The 22,759-nt window shown below is 76.4% G+C and carries 2 protein-coding genes; both read right to left on the bottom strand.

The window, feature by feature from the left end; translation table 11 throughout:
• Window positions 1–5: 5 nt before the first annotated feature.
• Window positions 6–7,325 (bottom strand): beta-ketoacyl synthase N-terminal-like domain-containing protein, encoded by a 7,320-nt coding sequence (locus tag ACZ4SA_RS23340; RefSeq protein ID WP_468277656.1) that lies wholly within the window; start codon window positions 7,323–7,325, stop codon window positions 6–8.
• Complete coding sequence (locus tag ACZ4SA_RS23335; RefSeq protein WP_468277653.1) at window positions 7,322–22,756, bottom strand: amino acid adenylation domain-containing protein; 15,435 nt, start codon at window positions 22,754–22,756, stop codon at window positions 7,322–7,324. Before ACZ4SA_RS23335 ends, ACZ4SA_RS23340 begins: the two co-directional genes overlap by 4 nt.
• Between the last annotated feature and the right edge of the window lie 3 nt (window positions 22,757–22,759).

Genomic DNA, 22,759 nt, shown 5'->3' with positions numbered 1-22,759 from the left:
TCCTCTCAGGTGTGCTGGGGCAGGAGCGAGAGCGCCTGCTCGACGGTGAGCCGGTTGTCGCGTACGGCGGCGAGCAGCGCGTCGAGGTCCGCCGCGCTCACGGCCTGGCCCCCGGCAGCGGCGCCGGCGCTGCTGCCGGCCGGGGCGGGGGTGGTGCTGCCGGCCGGGGCGGGGGTGGTGCGGGAGGTGATGTGGGTGGCCAGCGCGGCAAGGCTGGGGTGGTCGTACAGGACGCCGGCCTTCTCGTCGAGGCCGTAGGCGTTGTTGAGGAAGGCGACGAACTCGACACCGAGGATCGAGTCCAGGCCCAGGCTGTTGAAGGTGGCGTCGGTGTCGATGTCCCACACGTCGCAGTACAGGGTCTGGGCGAGCTGCTCGCGCAGCGTGGCAAGGACATCGGCCGTCGGCCGCTCCCCCGCCGGCGCGGAGACCGGAGCGGGGGCGGGGACTACGGGGACCGTCGTGGCGGGCGCCGGGGCGGGCGGTGGTGTGCCGCCCAGCTGCTGGGCGACATGGCGGGCGAACGCGGCCGGCGTCGGGTGGTCGTACAGCTCGGTGGCCTTGATGTCGGTGGCGTAGCGGGCGTTGACCAGGGCGACGAACTCGACGCTGAGGATGGAGTCGACACCCAGCATCTGGAAGCTCTGCTCCGGGTCGAGATCGGCGGGCTCCATGTAGAGCACCCCGGCCAGCACCTCGCCCACCTCTTCGGCGACCCGGTCCGCGAACGCGCCGTCCACCGCGGCGGGCGCCGTTGAGGCGGGCGCCGTTGAGGCGGGCGCGGGCACAGTGGGCGCGGGGGCGGGCGCGGCGGGGGCGACCGCGGGGGCCGGGGCGCTGCCCAGCGGCCGGAGGGAGATCTTGCGGTCACGAGTCATGGGTGGCGTCTCCTGTGCCTGGGGTTCGGGCTGATCGGCCGCCGGGGAGGGCGCGGCCGGGGGGCGGGTCGCGGTGCCCGCCGGCCTGGCGAGCGGGGCGGGGGCGGCGGCAGGGCCGGCCGAACTGCCGGCCTGGGCACCGGACATGGCACCGGCCGCGCTGCTTTCCGCGGACGCGGCACCGCCGGCGCTGCCTTGTGCCGGGGTGCCGGCGGCCGCGGGGGTGCGGCCGAAGTCGCGCAGATGGGGGCGGGACAGGGACGGTTCGTTGCCGGCGGTGCCCAGGCCCTTGTGGTGCAGGTGCTCGATCTGGAGGTCGTACCAGCAGCGGATCCGCTCGAAGGGGTAGTGCGGCAGCGGGATGCGCCGGGCGGCCGGGCCGGCGCCGCTGACGGTGGCACGGTCGATACGGCCGCCGTCCAGCCACACCCGTACCGGGTCGTCGGCGGTGGCCTCGGTACGCCGCCGGGGGCGGGGGCGGCCTGCCGCGAGGGCCTGGAGGGCGTCGTGCAGCGCCTCGAGGGAGTCGGCCTCGAGGGCCGCGCGGTGTTCCAGGTCGGCGCGTCCGACCGCGTAGGTGTGGGCGATGTCGGCGAGGTGCGGCTCCTGGCCGCGGTCGCGGGCGTCGGTGAGGTGGGTGTGCAGGCGCCGGGCGGTGGCCGTGAGGGCCGCGGGGGTGCGGGCGGACAGGAACACCACCACCGGCTGCGGGCGCTCGGCGGGCGGCCGCGGGGCGGCGGGCGGCGGGCCCTCGACGACGATGTGCGCGTTGGCGCCGCCGGCACCGAAGGAGCTGATGCCCGCCCGCAGCGGCCGGTCGGCTCCGTCGTGGGGCTGCCAGGGCGCGGTGCTCTGCTGGACGGTGAACGGCACACGGTCGAAGTCGATTTCGGGGTTGGCGGGGCTCGCGTGCAGCGAGGGCACCAGGGTGCGGTGGCGGATCTGCAGCAGCACCTTCGCCAGGGCCACCGCTCCGGCCGCCGACTCCAGGTGGCCGACGTTCGACTTCACCGATCCGATCGGCCGGTTCCCCGCGCCCTTGACGCCGTCGCGGGAGAACGCGGAGGCCAGGCCGCGGATCTCGATGGGGTCGCCGAGCGAGGTGCCGGTGCCGTGCGTCTCGATGTAGTCGAGGTCGCCGGCCGTCAGGCCCGCGTCGCGCAGCGCCTTGGTGACGAGGTCGGCCTGGGCGCGCGGGTTGGGCACGGTGTAGCCGTTGGTGCGGCCGCCGTGGTTGGCGGCGGTGCCGCGGATGACGCCGTGGATGTGGTCGCCGTCGCGCAGGGCGTCGGTGAGCGGTTTGAGGACGAACGCGCCCACGCCCTCGCCCGGTACGTATCCGTCGCCGCCGGCTCCGAAGCTGCGGCAGCGTCCGTCGCTGGCGGCGAACCTGCCCTGGCCGAGCATGAAGTACTTGTTGGGGTGGATCAGGACGTTGACGCCGCCGGCGACGGCGACCTTGGAGCTGCCGGCGCGCAGCGACTCCACCGCCAGGTGGATCGCGGTGAGCGCGGAGGAGCAGGCGGTGTCGACGGCCGTGCTGGGGCCCTGGAAGTCGAAGAAGTAGGAGACGCGGTTGGCGATGGACCAGTAGGCGCTGTTGGCCAGGACCGGGTTGCCGCGCAGCCGTTCCTCCGCCTCGTGGAGCTGGTACTCGCCGTACATGGCGCCGACGAACACGCCGACGTCCTTGCGGTGCACCCGCTCGCCGGTGGTCACCAGGGTGTCGGGGGTGTAGCCGGCGTCGTCGAGGGCGGCCCAGCAGGCTTCGAGGAAGAGCCGGGCCTGCGGGTCGACGGTGCCGGCCTCGCGGGGCGAGATGCTGAACAGCGGTGCGTCGAAGTTCTCCACACCGTCGAGGAAGCCGCCCCATTTGGTGTAGGTGCGGTCGACGCGGGACTTGTCGGGGTCGTAGAGGGCGGCGGCGTCCCAGCGTTCGCGCGGCACTTCGGTGATGCTGTCGCGGCCGGCCAGGAGGTTGGCCCACAGTTCGTCGAGGCCGTCGGCCTCGGGGAAGCGTCCGGCGACGCCGATGATCGCGACGGCCCGCGGGTCGGCGCCGGCGCCGGGCGGGGCCGGCTCCGGGTGCTCGGCGGGTGCCGGGGGTGCGGTGTTCAGGGGGGCCGTGGAGGAGGCGGGCGGCTCGGGCGCCGGCCGGGCCACGACGGTGGCTTCGGTGGCGGTGCCGGTGGTGCCGGTGGTGCCGGTCAGTTCGGCGCAGCGCTCGGGGAACTCCTCCAGGAGGTGTTCGGCGAGTTCGGCGACCGAACGGCACTCGAAGAGCAGCGTCTTGGAGAGCCTGCCGAAGTCCTTCTCCAGCAGTTCGACGACGCGGATGGCGAGCAGCGAGTCGATGCCGAGGTCGTCGAAGGGCCGCTCGGGCCGCACGTCGCCCAGGGGGGTGCGGGTGGCCTCGGCGACGGCGGCCCGCAGCCGGTCCGTCAACGCGCCCTCCGCCGCCGTCGTGTCCGTCTGCGCCTGCGTGCCGGTGGTGGGGTCGGGGACGGCGGGCGCGGGCGGTGGGGGCGGCGTGGGCGGTGGGGTGCCCAGCAGCGGGAAGGAGGCGAGCAGGTGCTCGCGGTCGCCGTAGAGGACGACGGGTGCGGGCTCCGCCGTGTCGGGGGCGGCCGGGTCGGCGGCGAGGAGTGTTTCCAGGACGGTGAGGCCGGCGCCGGCGGGCATCGGGCGCATCCCGAGCGCGCCGAGGACCTGCTCGGCGTCGCCTGCGGTGCGCATGCCGCCCTCGGCCCAGTAGGGCCAGGCGACGGACAGCGAACGCCCGTGGCGGCTGCCGGAGGCGACGCGTCGGGCCCGTCGGGCGATCAGCTCGTCGGCGGCGGCGTTGGCGAAGGCGTAGTCCGCCTGGCCGGGGCTGCCGAGGGCGCCGGAGACGGAGGAGTAGACGACGAAGCAGTCCAGCGGCCAGTGGGCGGTGGCCGCATCCAGCGCGGCGGCCGAGGTGAGTTTCGCGGTGATCACGGCGTCGGCGTCGGCGCTGTCCTTGCGCAGGATGAACGCGTCGCGCAGCGTCCCGGCCAAGTGCACGACGCCGTGGACGGTGCCCTGGTCGTGCAGCCTCTCGGCGAGGGCGCGCACGGCGTCCGCGTCGGTGCTGTCGAGCCGGTGGTAGGTCACCGAACCGCCTGCGCGGGCCGCGCGTTCGGCCAGCCGGCCGATCTCGGCGGCGCGTTCGCCGCCGGCGGCGGAGCGGCCGGTCAAAACGATGTGCGCGCCGTAGGTGTCGGCGAGGTGACCGGCCAGCAGGGCGGCCAGGCCGCCCATGCCGTTGATCCAGTAGCGGCCGCCGCGGCGGAACGGCGGTCGGGAGGATGCCGGGACGCTCAGCGGGCGCAGCACGGTGCGGGTGAGGGTGCCGTCGCGGCCGGCGGTCAGCCGGCCGCCGTCCGGGGCCTGGGCGGCGGCGAGCACGGCGCGCCTCCAGGCGCCCGGATCGGCGCCGGAGTCGACGGCGAGGGCGGTGAGGTCGAAGCGCGGGTTCTCCCCGGTGAGCGAGCGGCCCAGCGCGGCCAGCCCGCTGCCGGTGACGGCGGCCGCGTCGTCGAGGGCGTCCACGGTGAAGGGGACCACGATCCGGGCGCCGCGCCGCGCGAGCGGGCCCAGCAGGGCGCGCAGCAGCGCCAGGACGCGCAGCGCGTCGGCGGCCGGGCGGCCGGGGGCCGGGGTCGCGGCGGCGCCCAGGGGCCAGACGATGACGGGCCGGCCGCCGTCGGGCAGCCGGGCCGCGATCTCGGCGCCGGCGGCCGCGGCGGCCTGCGCGTCGGCCGGATCGGGCAGCACCAGGTCGGCGCCCTGCAGCGGGGTGTCGCCGATGACGGCCAGCGGAGCGGGCCGGTCGTCGGTGCCGGTGGCGGGGCCGCAGGGCTCGGTGGCGGGCGCGAACAGGTGCACCCCGTCCGGCAGTTGCGCGGCTGCCGGGACCGGCGCGGTGGACGTGGTGGGTGGTGTGGTGGGGCCGGTGGGGCGCAGGGCCAGGCCGGTGAGGGTCAGGGCGGGTGTGCCGTCGGGTGCGGTCACGTCCACGTCGTACTTGCGTACCCGCCGGCCGCCGCCGGCCAGGCGTACCGGGCGGACCTGCACCCACACCTCGTGCGGCAGGTCGCCGTGCACGTGCAGCGCGTCGAGCGCGAACGGGATGAACGTCTGCCCGCCGAGGTCCTCGCGCAGCACGCAGCCGATCACGGTCTGCAGGGCGCCGTCGAGGACGTACGGCGACAGGCTCCGCCCGCCGCCCCAGCCGTCGCCGTCGCCCGTGCCGGGGGCGGCGGCGACTTTCGCCAGGGCGCCGCCGGGGCCGTGGCGCAGTTCGCGCAGTACCTGGAAGGCGGGGCCGTAGGTCACGCCGTTGTCCTCGAAGTACCGGTACAGCTCGGCCGGTTGCGCGGTGTCGGGGTACTGGGCGTGCAGGGCGGCCGTGTCGGGGCGGGTGGGTGCGTCGGTCTGCTCGGTCAGGACACGGGCCTGGGTGTGGGTGTGGTCGGAGACGATGCGGACGCTGTCGCCGTCGGTCACCGCGCGCAGCGTCACGGGGCCGGTCACCTCCACCGGGCGGTGGAAGGCGATGTCGGCGAGGCCGGTGGCCGCGGGGGTGGTGTGCCGGGCGGCGGTGAGGGCGAGGTCGAGCTGGGCGGCGGCGGGCAGCACGGGCCGGCCGGCGACCACATGGTCGGCGGCGACCGCCTCGTCGGGCCGTACGGTGCGCGCCCGGCCGGTGCCCGGCAGCGGCCAGCGGGTGCGGGCGAACGGGTAGCCGGGCAGCCGCACCCGCCGGGCGGGACGCCCCCCGGGCCCGGTGCCGGTGTGGTTGTCGGTGTGGGGGTCGGGCAGGGGTCCGTCGCCGGTGATCCAGGTGTGCAGGTCCGGGGGCGGGGTGTCGGCGGCCAGGTCCCCGCCCTCGGCCAACGCGGTGAGTTTCGTGGCGAGTTCGGCCGGCGTGGTGGCCGGCAGTGCGCACCGCACCCGGCGGTGGCTGCGTCCGGTGCGCAGGGTGTGCACGACGTCGGCGAGCGGCAGAGCGGCGACCGGTCCGGCGAGGGCGGCGGCCCAGGTGCGCAGCGCGGTCTCGGTGTGGGCGGACAGCACCGCCCACCGCACCCGGCCCTCGCCCCCGTCCTCGCCGGCCGGGGCGGGGTCGGGGGCTTGTTCGAGGACGGCGTGGGCGTTGGTGCCGCCGATACCGAAGGAGCTGACGGCGGCGCGGCGCGGCCCGTCGGGCACCGGCCAGCCGCCGTCCTGCGCGATGCGCAGGCCGCCCGCGCCGCCGAGGGCGCGGTTGGGCTCGGTGAAGGGGACCTGGCGGGGCACGGTGGCGTGTTCCAGGGCCAGGACGGCCTTGATGACGCCGGCGACGCCGGCGGCGGTGTTGAGGTGGCCGAGGACGGACTTGACCGATCCGACGGCGGCCGGGTGGGGCCGCTCGCCGCCGTAGACGCGTTCCAGGGCGGCGAATTCGACCGGGTCGCCCAGGTGGGTGCCGGTGCCGTGGGTCTCCAGGCAGCCCACCGAGTGCGGGTCGACGCCCGCGACGGCCAGCGCCTCGCGGATCACCGCCTCCTGCCCCTCGGGGGAGGGTGCGTGGTAGTCCATCTTGCGGGCGCCGTCGTTGTTGACGGCGCTGCCGCGCAGCACGGCGCGTACCGGGTCGCCCTCGCGCAGCGCGTCGGCGAGGCGGCGCAGGACGAGGGCGCCGCCTCCGTTGCCGAAGACGGTGCCGTCGGCGCTGTCGTCGAAGGGCCGGCACTCGCCGCTGGGCGAGAGGATCATGCCGGGAGCGGCGAGGTAGCCGGCCTGCGGGAAGTGCAGCGACGCGCCGGCCACCACGGCGAGGTCGCACTCCTCGGCGAGCAGGCTCTCGGCGGCCAGGTGCAGGCCGACCAGGGTGCTGGAGCAGGCGGTCTGCACGGTCATGCTCGGGCCGGTCAGGCCGAGTTTGTAGGAGATGCGGCCGGCCGCGAAGTCCTTGTCGGAGGAGGAGAAGCGGATCATTCCGGCGGCGTCGAGCTCGGTGATCGCGACCGGTGGACGCACGGGCTGGCCGACCGAGACGTAGGCGGCGGTGCGCAGCCTTGTGTCGTCGGGGGCGAAGGCGGCGTCCTCCAGGGCGTGCCAGGCCACTTCCAGCAGCAGCCGCTGCTGGGGGTCGAGCCACTCGGCGTGCTGGGCGCTGTAGCCGAAGAACTCGGCGTCGAAGGCGTCGGCGTCCTCCAGGACGGCGCCGGCCGGCACGAACGCCTCGTGCCGCACGGTCTGCGGGTCGTGGCCGAAGCCGATCAGCTCGTCGGTGCTGTAGCGGCGGATGCCGGTGCGCTGCTGCTCGAGCAGCTCCCAGAGCCGGTCGACGGAGGTGGCGGGGCCGAACCGGCAGGCCATGCCGACGACGGCGACGGCGTTCGGGTCCTGCGCGAGGTCGGGGCCGGGGGGTGGGGTCATCGTTCGTCTCCGAGTCGGAACGCGCGCCGCAGCTCACGGCGGGAGGGGCGGGCGGGCACGACCGGGTCCGGGGCGTTGCCGGGCGCCGGTTGCGGTTGCGGTTCGGGGGCGGCCGGTTGCGGTTCGCCGGCCCCGGTGGCGGCTGCGCCGTCCAGGCGGGTGGCGAGCAGGCCGGCGAGGTCGTCGACGGTGGGCCGGGCGAACAGGTCGGCCAGTTCCAGGCCGGTTGTGGGGTAGGCGTCGTCGAGCCGGGCGAACAGCCGTCCCAGCAGCAGGGAGTTCCCGCCGAGGTCGAAGAACCTCCGGTCGTGCGGTACGTCGTCGAGTTCGAGCAGCTCGGCCCACAGCTGCCCGACGTGCCGCGCGAGCGCCGCGCGTCCGGCCGCCGGTGCCGGGCCGGCCGCCGGTGCGGGAGCAGGCGCGGCCGCCGGTGCGGGCTCGGTGGGTCGAGTGGACTGGGTGGGTCGAGTGGACTGGGTGGGTTGGGGGGTGGTGTCCGCGAGGCGCAGGGCCGCCTGGCGGTCGACCTTGCGGTTGGGGGTGAGCGGGAGCTGTTCGGCTGCGACCAGGCGGTCCGGCAGCATCCACGGCGGCAGCGTCGCCGAGGCGTACTCGCGCAGTTCGCCGAGGTCGGGCAGGGCGGCGCCGGCGCGCGGTACGGCGATCGCCAGGAGCCGGGCCGAGGGGCCTTCGCCGCGCACGGCGACGACGACGCGGGCGATCGCGGGGTGGCCGGCCAGCACGGTCTCGATCTCGCCGAGTTCCATGCGGTGGCCGCGGACCTTGACCTGGCTGTCGGCCCGGCCGAGGAAGATCAGGTGCCCGTCGTCGTCGCGGCGTACGAGGTCGCCGGTGCGGAACCATCGGCCGCCGCCCTCGGGGCGCAGCGGATGGCCGGTGAAGCGTTCGGCCGTCAGCTGCGGCTGCTGCCAGTAGCCGCGGGCCACGCCAGGGCCGCCGATCCACAGTTCGCCGGGTTCGCCCGGTGCCGCTTCGCGGCGTGCCGCGGTGTCGGTGAGCAGGAGGCCGGTGGCGCCGATCGGCTCGCCGAGGTGGACGGGGCCGGTGGCGGTGACGGGTGCGAGGGTGGACCAGATGGTCGCCTCGGTGGGGCCGTAGACGTTCCACAGGCTGCCGGTGCGTTCGGCGAGCGCGGCGGCGAGGTGGGGCGGCAGGGCCTCCCCGCCGCACAGGGCGGTCAGTTGCGGACGGCCGCTCCAGCCGCCGTCCACGAGGAGCTGCCAGCCGGCGGGGGTGGCCTGCATGGCGGTGATGCGGCGTTCGGTCAGCAGCCGGCCGAGGCGGCGGGCGTCGACGACGTCGGCGCGTTCGGCGATCACGACGGTGCCGCCGCTCAGCAGCGGGAGGAACAGTTCGAGGACGGAGATGTCGAAGCACACGGTGGTGACCGCCAGCAGCCGTGCCGGTGCGTGGTCGGTGATGCCGACCGTGCGGGAGATGGCCTCCAGGGTGTGCACGACGCCTGCGTGGGTGACGCCCACGCCCTTGGGACGTCCGGTGCTGCCGGAGGTGAACATCAGGTAGGCGAGGTCGTCCGGCCGGCACTCACCCCCACCGGTCCCGGCTCCTGTCCTGGGCTCGGCGCCGTCGTCGCCGGTGGCGCAGGGGTCCACGATCCGCAGCCGCTGCGGCAGCAGCCAGGTCAGCTCGCGGTCGGCGACGGCCACCTCGCAGCCGGCGTCCTCGACGACCAGCTTCAGCCGTTCGCTCGGGTAGGAGTCGTCCAGCGGCACGTAGGGGCGTCCGCTCTTGAGGATGCCGAGCAGGACGGCGGGCAGCCGCACGGTGCGGTGCATCAGTACGGCGACGGGCGCGCCGGGCGGTGCCAGAGAGGAGACGCGGCGGGCGATGTCGTCGGACAGGGCCTCGAGTTCGGCGTAGCTGAGGCTGTCGCTGCCGTCCTCGACGGCGGTGGCCTGCCCGTGGCGGCGCACGGTGGCGTCGATGCGGGCGACGAGGGTGGACGCGGCGGGGTCGAGCAGCTCCCCCACCGTGGCGGCGCCGTGCTCCAGTTCGCCCGCCATGCGCCGCAGGTCCTCGACGAAGCCGTCGACCTGGGCGCCGTCGAGGACGGCGGTGCGGTGGTTGGCGAGGATCTCCATGCCCTCGGGGGTGTCGGTCACCTCCAGGCCGAGGTCGAAGTGGCCGCGCTGCCCGCGCCGGTACACCGGCTCCCAGTCGCCCGCCGGCCGGCCGGAGCCGGTGCGGGTCCAGTTCTGGTAGGCGAGGGTGACGGTGGGCACGGCGTCGGCGCCGCCTGCTGCCCGGCACAGGTCGACGAGGCGCGGGTAGGGCAGCCGGGCGTGGCCGAGGGCGCCGCGCACGTGCTGGTTCAGTTCGCTCAGCCAGGCGGCCACCGGCCGGCCGGGCTCCAGGTCGATGCGCAGCGGCACGGTGTTGACGAAGCAGCCGACGGCGCTGTCCTCGTCCCGGGTGGTGCGCCCGTAGGTGGGGACGGCGATCAGGAGGGAGCGGTGGCCGGTGGCCCGGGACAGGGCGGCGGCGAACGCGCCGAGCAGCACGGTGAACGGCGGTACGCCGGCGCGCTGCGCGACCGTGGCGAGGGTGCGGGAGAGGGCCGGCGGCATCCGGTACTCGCGGTGTGCTCCGGCGGCGCCGGCCTGCTCGCCGCCGCCGGGGAACAGCACGCCCTTCGCCTGCATGCCGGCGAGCCGGGAGGTCCAGTACGACTCGGCCTCCTGGCGCTCCCTGGCGGTGTGGGCGGTCTGTTCGCGGCGCAGTGACGGGGCGAACGGGGCGGCGGGCGCGGGCGTGGGACCGCCGTGGGCGCGGGCCGTGTACAGGGCGGCGATGTCCTGGCCCAGCAGTTCGGCGGAGCGGCCGTCGACGGCGAGGTGATGGGTGGTCAGCTGCAGGACGGGGCCGTGGCCTGCGTCCTGCGGCTCCCACAGCACCGCGCGCAGCAGCGGCCCGGCGGAGGTGTTCAGCCGCTGGTCGGCCTCGTCGCGGACGGCCTGCTGGAGGGTGTCCTCGGCGATGAGGCGGGGCACCAGCGGCGTCGCCGTGTCCGGTGCGGCGGGTACGAACGCAAGGACGCCGTCGCTGGGTGCGATGCGCCGGCCGAGCACCGGATGGCGCCCGAGCAGGTCGCCGACCGCGTCGTGCAGCGCCTGCCGGTCGGCGGTGGCGGGCAGTCGCCACGCCAGGCTGATGTTGTACGGGGCGTGGGGTGCGGCGGCCTGGTCGGCGGCCCACATGCCCACCAGCCGGTCGGGCAGCACCACGGCCCGCTCCCCGGCAGCCTCGCCACCCTCGTCGTTCGCGGGTGAGGCCGGGGCGGGGGTGGTGGTGGCGGTGACGGCTGCTGTCAGCTGCGGGCCGTGGTCGCGGAGCAGACGGGTGGTCAGCTCGTGCAGAGTGGCGCTGTCGAGGAGCACCGGCAGGGGGATGCGGCCCAGGTCGTCCTCGAGCATGCGGCTCAGACGCATCAGGGAGATGGAGTCGACGCCGTAGTCGGTGAGCGGGGCCTGCGGGTCGATCGTGTGGGGTGCCACGCCGACGGACTCGGCGACGCGTCCGCTCAGCCAGCGCAGAGCGGCCTGCTCGGCCCCCGCCGCCTCGGGCACGGGCGCGGGCGCGGGCGCGGGCGGGGTGGGGGTGGTGGCCGTGGGCGGCTGGGGGGTGCGGGTGGCCAGGGCGCGGTCCCACGCGTTCAGGTCGCCGGCGACCAGGGCCGTGTACGCCGTGTCGGGGCCGGTGGCCGCGGCGAGGGCGGGCCACAGGGCGGCGGTGGCGGCCCGGGTGGCGATGGGCCGCAGGCCGTAGGTCTGGTGGAGGTAGTCGAGGGTGTCGGGTTCGGGGGCCGTGCCCGCGTCGGCGAGGACGGGCCAGCCGGCGCTCAGGGTGCGGCCGGGGCGCAGGCCGCGGGCGGCCCACCGGGCGCGGTGGCGGGCGAACTGGTCGAGGAAGCCGTTGGCGAAGGCGTAGTCGCTCTGGCCCTGGTTGCCGACGAGGGCGGCGAGGGAGGAGGCGAGGAGGAAGAAGTCCAGCGGGTGGTCGGCGAGGGCGGCGTCGAGGTGGAGCGCGCCGCAGATCTTGGCGCGGCACACGTCCTTGACGGTGTCGGGGCTCTTGCCGCGCAGGAATCCGTCGCGCAGTACGCCGGCGGTGTGCACGACGCCGTGCAGCCGGATCCCCTCGGCGGCGAGCTGGTCGGTGAGGGCGGCGACCTGGGCGGGGTCTGCGGCGTCGCAGCGGTAGTAGGTGACCTGGCCGGCGTCGTGTGCGAGGCGGCGCAGGGCCTTGAGGGCGGCCTCGTCGGGTTGGGAGCGGCCGGTCAGGACGAGCCGTGCGCCCGGGGCGCGGGTCAGGATGTCGGCGGCGATGTGCCGGCCCAGGCCGCCGAGTCCGCCGGTGATCAGATAACTGCCGTCCGGCCGCAGGACCGTGTCCCCCACGCTGCCGACCGGGCCGCCCGGGCCGGCGGTGCTGTGCGTGCTGTCGGGTGCGGGGGTGCGGGTGAGGTGGGCGGTGCGGCGCAGCGGGGCGGCCTCGTGCTCGCCGGTGGCAGGGGCGGGGCCCAGGCGGGTCCAGTCCCCGTCGTCGGCGAGCGCCTCGGCCTCCAGGGCGCGGGCGGCGGCTGCCGGGTGGGCCGTGGCCCAGGCGGCGTCGAGCGTGGTCAGGCGCAGGGTGAAGCGGCCGGTCTCCCCCGCGATGGTGCGCGTGAGGCTGTGCAGGGCGCGGACCGTGGGGGTGATCTCGCCGTCCGGGCCGGTGCGGGTCACCAGCAGGATGCGGGTGCCGTCCAGGGCGCGGCTGCGTATCAGGGTGCGCAGCAGGGTGAACAGCGCGGTGAGGGTGGTGTCGGTGAAGTCGGCCCAGGCGGCGGGGATCTGTTCGGGCCGCAGCGGGCCGGTGCCGAGCCCGCCGCCGCCGGCGGGGTCGGTGAGGTGGGTGAGGTCGAGCAGGACGGTGGCCGGGGTGCCGGTGCGTGCGGCGGTCCGTTCCAGCTGGTCCTCGTCGAGGGCGGGGGTGGTGTGCAGGATGGCGGCGGGGGTGCGGGTGTGGTGGGCGAGGGTGCCGGTGTGGTCGCCGATCACCCACAGCGGGCCGTCGGCTGCACGGCGGGTGTCGTCGCCGAGGGGGGTGGTGTGCCAGCCGAGCCGGTAGCCGGCCAGGGGCACGGCCGCCGGGGCGGGGGGCACGGTGGGCGGTGCGGGCTCGGGCCGCGCCGCGGAAGTGGGGGCGGTGGCGGTGTCGGGGGTGGTGGTGTCCACGCGGATGCGGAAACCGTCGATCTCGGCGAGGACTTCGCCGCTGTCGGGGTCGATCAGGCGCAGGTCGAAGACGTGGATGCCGGCGGTGTCGTCGCGCCGCACGCGGCGGGCGTGGACAAAGGCGCCGGAGCCGGCGGGCTCGTGGACGGCCAGCCGGTCCACCGCCAGCGGCCGCAGCCGGCGCGGCGTGCCGGCCTCGGTGAGCAGCAGGTGGGCGGCGCTCTGGCAGGCGCCGTCGAGGAGGGCGGGGTGCAGCACATGGCGGCCGTCGGGGTTCTCGCCGTCGGGCAGCCGTAGTTCGGCGGTGGCTTCCTCGCCGCGGGCGGTGGCCCGCAGCACGGTGCGATACAGCGGCCCGTAGGTGAATCCGTGGGCGGCGAAGGCCTGGTAGAAGGCGTCGGGGTCGTCGGCGGCGAGGTGGGCGTCGAGGTCGGCGGGCCGGTAGACGAGGTGGGGCCGCAGCGGGCCGGTGGCGTCGGCGAGGGGGGTGGGCCGGGTGCGGCCCTGGGCGACGGTGGCGCCGGCGACGGTGGTGGTGAAGCGGCGGGAGCCGTCCGGGTCGGGTTCGGCGAGGTCGGCGGTGACGGTCATCGGCAGCCCGGTGGCGGGCTGCGGCCACAGCAGGTCGCAGATCTCGGTGTGGTAGGGGTTCTCGCCGGCGGCGAGCAGCGCTTCGTGGACGAGTTCGGGGTGGAACGCGCCGGGCAGCAGCATCTGCTCGTCGACGATGTGGTCGGCGACCCAGCGGGACGCGCCGCCCAGACGGGCGGTGACGGTGCGGGCGGCGGGCCTGCGGACGGTGTCGGTGAGCGGCATCCGCGAGCGCTGCTCCGGCCCCTGCAGGCCGGTGGCCGGCGGCAGGCAGCTTTGGCGGGCGAAGGGCGTCGTCGGCAGCGGGACCCGCCGGGCCGGTGCGGCCGGCGCCCGGTAGGTGGCGTCGGTGACCCAGGCGCGGGCGCCGCCGTCCGCGCCGTCGCCTTCCCCGCTGTCGCCGTCTTCGGTGGTGTCGGTGGTGGTCAGGGCGGGGTGGGCGGTGTCCTGGGCCAGGGCGCGCAGCGCGGCGTGCAGTTCGGCGTGGTCGTGGGCGAGGACGGCGGCCCGGTGCGGCCCGTGGTCGCGGCCGGTGTGCAGGGTGTGGGCGATGTCGGCGAGGGTCGCGGTCGAGGCGTCGGCGGCGTCGGCGAGACGGCCGGCGAAGGTGCGCAGCCGGGCCGGGTCGGGCGCAGCGAGCGGCACCAGCACGGGCTGGCGTGCCCGGTCCCGCGGCGCCGGCGCGGGGGTGCGGTATTCCTCCAGCAGGACGTGGGCGCCTGCGCCGCCGGCGCCGAAGGAGCTGACGGCGGCGCGGCGCAGGCGTTCGCCCGTCCACGGCTGCGCGGCTCGCTGGATGTGCAGCGGTGTGCCGTCCAGGGCCAGTTTCGGGTTGAGCTGCTCGGCGTGCAGGGTGGGCACCAGACGGCCGTGGCGCAGCTGGAGGATCGCCTTGGTCAGTCCGGCGATGCCCGCGGACGCCTCGCCGTGGCCGATGTTCGACTTGACCGACCCGATGCGCAGCGGCTCGTCCGCGGTCGCCTGGCCGAAGACGAGGGACAGGGCGCGCAGTTCGATGGGGTCGCCGAGTTCGGTGCCGGTGCCGTGGGCCTCCACGTAGCCGACGCTCGCGGGTTCGATGCCCGCGTGCTCGAGGGTTGTTGCGATGAGGGCGGCCTGGGCGCGCGGGTTGGGGACGGTGTAGCCGCCGGTGCCGCCGCCGTGGTTGAGGCCGGTGCCGCGGATGACCGCGTACACGGTGTCGCCGTCGGCCTCGGCGCGGTCCAGGCGTTTGAGGACGACGGCGCCGGCGCCTTCTCCGGGGACGAAGCCGTCGCCGCCGGCGCCGAAGGCGCGGGTGCGGTCACCGCGTGAGGGCATGCCGAGCGCGCACAGGCCGGTGAACCGGTCGGGGTGCAGGTAGAGGTTGACTCCCCCGGCCAGGGCGAGGTCGGCCTCGCCGTCGCGCAGCGCGCGGCAGGCCAGGTGCAGCGCGGTCAGCGAGGAGGAGCACATGGTGTCGACGCTCAGGCTCGGGCCGCTGAGGTCGAAGGCGTGGGAGACGCGGTTGGCGACGGACGCGGCGGCGGTGACCGCGTACTCGGGGTTGTCGGCGCCGGCGGCGTGGGCGTCGCGCTGGGCGAGCAGATGGCTGTTGGCGGTGACGCCGGCGAACACGCCCACCCGCGGGCCGCCGTGCCGGCCGCTGAGGGTGTGGCGGGCGTAGCCGGCGTTCTCGAACGCCTCGCGGGCCACTTCCAGGAACAGCCGCTCCTGCGGGTCCATCAGGGCCGCGTCGCGGGGGGTGATGCGAAACAGTGCGGCGTCGAAGGAGTCGATGTCGTCGAGGAAGCATCCGTAGCGGGCGTAGCCGCCGCCGAGCGTGCGGGCGGTGCGCCAGTCCCAGCGTTCGGCGGGCACTTCGCGCACCGGGGTGCGGCCCGAGCTCAGCAGCTCCCAGAAGGCGTCGAGGTCGCGGGCGCCCGGGTAGCGGCCGGCGAGCCCGACGACGGCGACCGCCGGGGCGGGGGCGGGGGCGTCGGCCCGGGGCGCGGCGGCCGGGGCGGCGGCACGGCTCGCCGCCGGCACCACGGCCGCGACGGCCGGGACAGCCGGTGCGGGGTGCACGTCCGGTACGGCGGCGGGTGCGGCCGGGGCGGCGGGTGCGAAGTGGCGGGCCAGGGCGCGGGGGGTGGGGTGTTCGAAGATCAGGGTGGCGGGCACGGGCCGGCCGGGGAACAGGGCGCGCAGCCGCTGTGAGAGCTCCTCGTGGAGCAGCGAGTCGACGCCCAGAGCGGGGAAGTCGGTGTCCGCATCCAGCAACCGCGGCTCCTGGGAGGTGAGTTCGGCGACCAGTGCCACCAGCCGTGCGACGCCGCTCTCGTCCTCGCTCTGGTCCTCGTGCGGTGTGTCCTGCTCGGCGGGTCCGGCGGGGCGGGGCGCCGAGCCCGCGGGGACAGGAAGGGGTGCGGTGGGGGCGGGGCGGTGGGCGAGCATGCGGGCGAGGTCGTCGACCGTACGGTGCTCGAACAGGGCGGTCGCGCTCACCGGGCCGTGGCGGCGGGAGACGGCCTCGATGAGTTCCATGTTGAGCAGCGAGTCGATGCCCAGTTCCTGCCAGGGCAGATAGCCGGGCACGTCGGCCGCCGGGTCGCCGAGCAGGTCGCGCACGATGTGGCGCAGCCCCTCGGCGATCTCCTCGACGTCCTCGGCGGTGCTGTGCGCGGCGCCGTCCGCCCGGGTCCCGGCCGGGGCCAGGGCGGGGGTGGGGGTGGGGGTGGTGGGGCGGCAGGTGAGCAGGGCGACGCAGCCGGGCGCGTCGCGCAGGTGGCCGGTGCCGGTCAGGCTCCAGCCGCACGACTGCAGCAGGGTGCGCCAGCGTGCCACGTCGAGCAGCGGGCCGTGCGGCATGCGCCGGTCGGTGTCGACGTAGCGCCACCAGCCGTCGGTGAGGCCGAAGGTGAGGGTGTAGACGGCGGCGGGGGCGACCATCTCGACGAGCAGCAGGGTCCCGCCGTCGGCCAGGAGGGTGTCGATGTGGGCGAGGGTGCGGGACAGGTCGCGGGTGGCGTGCAGCACGTTGCTGGCCACGACCAGGTCGAAGGAGCCGGCGGCCAGGCCCTGGGTCTGGGGGTTCTTCTCGATGTCCAGCAGCCGGGGGGTGACGCGGTCGCCGAAGCGGCGCCGGCCGTGCTGGAGGAAGGCGGGCGAGAGGTCGGTGTAGACGTAGTCGAAGGCGGCGACGGAGCGGGCGTCGAGCGCGGTGAGCGCCGCCGCGGTGGTGCCGCCCACGCCCGCGCCGATCTCCAGGATGCGGGCCGGGGCGGCGGTGCGGGCGGCGGCGTCGGCCAGGGCGCGGGCGGCGGCGGTGTTGACCGGGTCGAAGAGCTGGTTGCCGCTGTAGACGGTGCTCACGCCGCCGAGGTCGCCGCCGGGGAACAGGACGGCGGTGGCGGGCACTTCGCCGCGCAGCACGGGCCCGTAGGACGCCAGGGCCCGGTCCAGGAGCGTGAGGTGGCCGGCCAGGTCGGGGTGGTCGGCGAGCAGGTGTGCGCGGGTGCGGGCGAGTTCGGCCGCGTGGGGCACGGGCCGGCCCAGGCGGTGGTGCTCGGTGAGGAGTTCGACGACCGCGGCGAGCAGCAGTCGGTGTTCGGGGACCGCGTCCAGGAGCTGGGCGGCGCTGTGGGCGGTGGTGGCGGGGCGGGCGGCGAGCTGCGGGGCCAGGCCCAGTTCGCTCATCGTGAGGGCGAGCGCGGCGCGGGCGTAGTCCTCGAGCCGGTGCGCGGCGTCGTCGGCCGCGACCGCGACCGTGCCCGTGGCCGCGGCGGTGGCGGTGGTCGCGACCGTGGCGGTCGGCGTCGCCGTGTCCGTGGCCGTGTCCGTGGGCGTGGGCGTGGGCGTGGGCGCTTGTGTGACGGGGGGCCGGGTGAGGGGGCGCAGCGGTTCGGGGTCGCCGCTGACGGCGACCAGCTGGGGTCGGTTGCCGGACATGCCCGCTTCCAAGGCGGCCACACCCCTTTCCGGGACGAAGTCGGTCAGGCCGGGGTACTCGCGGGTGACGTGGGCGCTGTAGCGGCGGGCGAGCCCGGTGTCGCGCCACAGGCCCCAGTCGAAGGCGCGCACCGTCGGACGCGCCCCACCACCGTCTGTGTCGGTGTGGGCGGCGGCGTAGTGGTCGAGGAAGGCGTTGGCGGCGGAGTAGTTGAGGCCGCCGGTGCTGCCGAAGAGGCCGGCGACGGAGGAGAACAGGACGAGCGCGGCGGGCCGTGCGCCCGGGGCGGCGGCGGCGTTGGCGCGCAGGGCGCGGGCGAGGTGGATGACGGCGCTGACCTTGGTCGCCAGGACCTGCTCGAGGTCGTCGGGGGTCAGTTCGTGCAGGGGGGCGGCGCTGACGGAGCCGATGCTGTGAACAATGCCGTCGAGGCGGCCGTAGAGGTCCTGGCAGTCGGCGAGGACGCGTTCGACGTCGGCGGGGCGGGTGATGTCGGCGCTGCGGTAGTGGGCGCGGGCTCCCAGCAAGGCGAGCTCGGCCAGCAGGGCGCGGGTGTGGTCGCCGGCCGGGGAGCGTCCGACGAGCAGCAGGTTCGCGCTGTGGCGGGCGGCGAGATGGCGGGCGACGGCCGCCCCGATGCCGCCGGTGCCGCCGAACAGGACGTAGCTGCCGCCGTGGGTGAACCCGCTCCCCTGTGCGGCGTCGGCGGGGGCGGGGAGTTCGGTGTAGACCTGGCGCAGACGCCGGCCGGCGCGCAGGGCGGTCAGCGGGACGGCCTGGGCGCACGGTTCGCGCAGGGCGGCGGCGATGTCGTCGGCCGTGGCGGCGGTGTCCAGGTCGACGGCCGCGCAGGTCATCGCGCCGGCCTCGCGCGGCAGGGTGCGTACGGCTCCCAGCAGGGCGCCCTGCAGCGCGGCACCCGGGGTGGGGCCGGCGCCGGTCTCGGGGGCTGCCTCTGGAGCGGCGAGGCGGGTGGTGAGGAGGGTGATGCGGGCCGGTCGGCCGTCGGCGGCCAGGGTCCGGCCCACGGTCAGCAGCGACTCGAGCCAGCCGCGCAGGGTCTCGGTGCCGGCCCGGTCCTCGCTCCAGCCGGAGCCGTCGACGAGGAGCGCGACATGCAGTTCGGGGATGTCGCCGAGGCTGTGCACCGCCCGGGCGAAGGCGAGCGCGTCGAGCCGGCCGTCGTGCAGGGCGCAGCGCACACCGCCGGCCGCTTTGATGTCGACGGCGTCGGCGAGGCGGCTGCTGGTGCGGTCGTGGACGACGACGAGGGCGCCGTGCGGGGCGGGGTCGTGGCGGGCGGGCGGCTCGGGCATCCACTGCGGTGCCAGCATCCGCAGCGCGGACCCGTCGTGTCCGGCGCCCTCGGGGGCCTTGGTGGCGGTCGGGTGGGGGGTGTCCCATTCGGGGACCAGGATGCGCAGGGAGGCGACGGCGTCCGCGGCGGCCTGCTCGTCGTCGGCGGCCGGCAGGGCGGTGGCCGGACGGGCGGTGGCCGGACGGGCGGGGGCGGGCGGGGGTGTCTCCAGGGGGGCGGTCCGGTGCAGCCGGAGTCCGTTGACCCGCAGGACGGGGGCGCCGTCGGGGCCGGTCGCCTCCAGGTCGAGGACCGTGTGGGCCGGGCCGCCGCTGATGCGGTGGACGGCCAGTTGCGCGGCCTCGGGCACCTGCCCGCTCCACTCGATGTGGTCCGCGGCGGCTGCCACGAGGGGCCGGCCGCCGTCCAGCAGGGCGCAGGAGGCCTGCAGTGCGGCGTCCAGCCAGGCCACCCGCCGGGTGCGCGGATCGTCGGCGGCCGGGGCGGTGAGGGTGGCGGTGACGCGCTGCCCGTGCCGGCGCACCTGGTGCAGCACCCGGTAGACGGGGCCCACCTGAACGCCGTTGCGCGCCAAAGCCTCATCCGGGTCGATCTCTTGAACCGGTGCGCCGTGCGCATCGACGGCACGCGGCGCGGCGGCGGGCGTGGTGGCCACGGTGGCGCGGGCGCAGATCACGCCGTCGTGCAGCACGCTCACCCGCACCCCGCCCGCACCGCCTGCGTCGCTGCCGGCGTCGGTGTGGCGGGTCAGGTGCACGGGCCGGCCGGCCGGTACGGCGACGGGCCGCAGCAGGCGCAGCCGGCTCAGGGCGACGGGTCCGCCGTCGGCGAGCGTCTCGACGAGGGCCGCGCCGGGCAGCACGGCGCGGCCGGCGACGGTGTGCCGGGCCAGCGGGTGTGCGGCGTCCAGGGTGAAGCCCGGCCCGGCGGGTCCGGCGGGTCCGGCGGGTCCGGCGGGTCCGGCGGGCAGCCAGTAGGACTGCCGCTCGAAGGGGTAGGGCACCAGCGGGACCCGGCGTGGCGGGGGTCCGCCGGGCCACAGGGCGGTCCAGTCGGCGGTTCTCAGGGCGGCGCCGGTGAGCCAGTCGCGAAGCCGTTGCGCGGCGGGCACTCCGGCGGGCTGTCCGACACGCTGGGGGTGGTGGCCCGAGGCGGCGAAGTCGGCGGCCTGGCGGGCGAGTTCGTTCAGGTCGGTGACGGTGAACAGGGCGCGGTGGGCGAGGTGGCGGCGTCCGGTCTGCAGGGTCCAGGCCAGGGCGTCGAGCGGCGGGGCGTCCGGGCCGGCGGCGAGGCGGGCGATGGAGCCGGCGAGGCGGGCAAGGGCGGTGGGTGTGGCGGCCGACAGCGGCACGGTCACCGGGGCTGCGGGGTCGGTGGTGCGCGGCTGCGGGAGGGTGGCTGCGGGTGCTTCCTGCAGGATCACGTGCGCGTTGCTGCCGCCGAATCCGAACGCGCTCACCGCCGCCCGGCGCGGCGGGCCGCCGGGCCGGGACGGCCAGGGCACCGGGTGGGCGGCGACGGCCAGCGGGCTGCCCTGAAGGTCGATGTGGGGGTTGAGGCGGCTGAAGCCGGGGGTGGCGGGGATGAGGCCGTGGCGCAGCGCCTGGACGGCCTTGACCAGGCCGGCCAGTCCCGAAGCGCCTTCGAGGTGGCCGATGTTGGCCTTGGCCGAGCCGACCCACAGACGGCCCTCGGGTCCGGCGGCCGTCTCGGGCATGCCGTGCGGGTCCTGCATGAGCGCCTCGCGTACGGCGTCGAGTTCGATCGGGTCGCCCAGCGGGGTGCCGGTGCCGTGTGCTTCGAGGAAGCCGAGGTCGGCGGCGTGCAGGGCGGCGCTGCGCAGGGCGGTGCGGATCAGGGCGCTCTGGGCCTTGGGGTTGGGGGCGGTCAGGGCGGCGGCCCGGCCGCCGTGGTTGACGGCGCCGGCGCGGATGACGGCCAGGACGGGGTCGCCGTCGGCGACGGCGCGGCGCAGGGATTTCAGCACGACCCAGCCGGCGCCCTCGCCTCGGACGAAGCCGTCGGCGTCCTGGTCGAAGACCTTGCTGGTGCCGTGCGGGGAGAGCATGCCGGCGGCGCGGTAGGCGCGGGCGTTGAAGCCGTTGCTGAGCAGGTTCGCGGCGCCTGCCAGGGCGATGTCGCAGGTGCCGGCGCGGATGGCGGCCTCGGCCAGGTTCAGCGCGGTCAGGGCGCCGGAGCAGGCGGTGTCGACGGTGATGCTGGGGCCGGTGAAGTCGTAGAGGTGGGAGATGCGGTTGGCGAGGAAGGCGGGGAACGTGCCGGTGGTGGCGTAGCCGTCGGCGGCCGTATCCCGCTCGACGAGCTGCTCGCGGTAGTCGTAGCTGCAGGCGGCGGCAAAGACGCCGACGCCGGTTCCGGCGAGGTCGTCGGGGCTGAGGCCGGCGTGCTCGAGCGCGTGCCAGCTCAGTTCGAGCAGGGCCCGCTGCTGCGGGTCCATGGAGGCGGCCTGACGGGGTGTCACGTCGAAGAACGTGGCGTCGAACAGGTCGGTGCCCTCCAGCAGCGCGGCCCGCAGCCCCTCGGGTACCGGGCCGGCGAGCCGGCCGGGCGGCACGTCCAGGATCCGGCACTCGCCCTCGGCGAGCAGCGACCAGAAGGCGTCGACGTCGTCGGCGCCGGGCACGCGTACGGCCATCCCGATGACGGCGACATCGCCGCCGTGGTCGCCGTGGTCGCCGGCCGGCGGGGGGCCGGCCGGGGCGGGCTGTGCGGGGGCGGGCTGTGCGGGGGCGGGCTGTGCGGGGGCGGGCTGTGCGGGGGCGGGCTGTGCGGTCGGGGCGCTGGGCAGGACGCCGGCCAGGGCGCGCAGGGTGGGGTGGTGCCAGACGGCCGTGGCGGGCAGGTCGGTGCCGAAGGCGGTGCGCACCTCGCGGACCAGGCGCAGGGCGCGTGCGGAGTCCAGGCCCTGTTCGCCCAGCGGGCGTTCGGTATCGACGCGGTGGCCCAGGACGTCGGAGGCGAGGTCGGTCAGCCGGGCGAGGGTGTCCTGCCCGGCCGGCAGCGCGGCGGCGGCCGGGGCCTCGGTGGTGGTGTGGGGGGTGGGGCCGGCCGCCGTGCGGAGCGCGTCGTTCAGGGCGTCGAGGTAGGCGGCTGCGTCGCGTCCGTTGAGGACGGTGTGGTCGAAGGCGAGGACCATGCGGCGTACGGGGGTGGTGCCGGTGTTCTCGAGGGAGCCGAGGAACAAGGTGGCCACGGCGGGCGGTACGACGACGGGCACGGCGAGGGTCGCGCCCGTGTCGCCGAGGTGGGACAGGTTCAGGGTGACGCGCGAGTCGGCCTGGGAGGTTCCGGCGAGGGCGTGTTCGACGGCGTGGGCGTACCGTGCGTCGAACGCGGCGGCGTCGAGGGTGTCGGCGTCGCGTACCACGGCGGTGGTCAGGTCGCCGTCGTCGGTGGCGCAGGCGATGCCGAGGTCGACGTGCTCGTACACGCGCAGCCGGTTCTCGTCCAGGCGGCGTGAGCGCAGTGCGGGGGCGGCGTGGGCGGTGTGTGCGGCGATGCGGGCGAAGGCCTGGAAGACGGTGGCGAACCCGGCGCCCTGGTGGGCGCGGCGGGCTCCCTCCAGTACGTCCTCGGCGACGACGGCGGCCACGGCGGCCGGCACGACCGCGTCCCGTGCCGTGCGCAGTGCCCGGTTCAGTTCCCGCTGCCGCGGCGACTGCTCGATGTCGGTGTGGTCGGCACCCCGCGCGGGCGCGGGCGGCGCGGTGTGCTCCTCGGGCCGGTCGGGCGCCGGCGCGGCGGCCGGCCCGGGCGCCCCGTCTTCAGCCACTGCTGCCGGGCCGGTGTCGGCGTCGGCTGCTTCGGCGGCGGCGGTGGTGGCGGTGGCGGTGGCGAGGTGGTGTTCGAGGTCGGCGGGCATGAGGCTGGTGCCGGCGGCGGGGATGGTGGGCAGGGTGGCTTCGTCGATGCCCAGGCGGCGGGCGTGGGCGCGGGTGCGTGGCGGGATGCGGCGTGTGGTGGTGGGCCGGTGGCTCGGGGGGCCGTGGACGGAGGCGCCGGCGGCCGGTTCGCTTCCGGTCGCGGGTTGGGTGGTGGTTGCGGGTCCGGTGGTGGGGGTGATGCGGGCGACGGGGCCGCCGATGGGGACGGTGTCGCCTTCGGCGACGAGCCAGGCGTCGAGGGTGCCGGCGGTCGGGGACTCGATCTCGACGGCGGCCTTGTCGTGTTCCATCTCGTAGACGACCTCGTCCTTGGCGACGGTGTCGCCCACCTGCTTGAGGAGCCGGACGATGCGCACCTCGACGATGCCCTCGCCCAGGCGCGGGACGGACAGCACGGACTGGGTGGTCAACTGCGTTTCCTTCGTCATGCG

The organism is Streptomyces sp. NPDC027962 (assembly GCF_055566095.1).
Note: the sequence above shows the minus strand (reverse complement) of the source record. Positions and strands in the feature narration are given on the sequence as shown.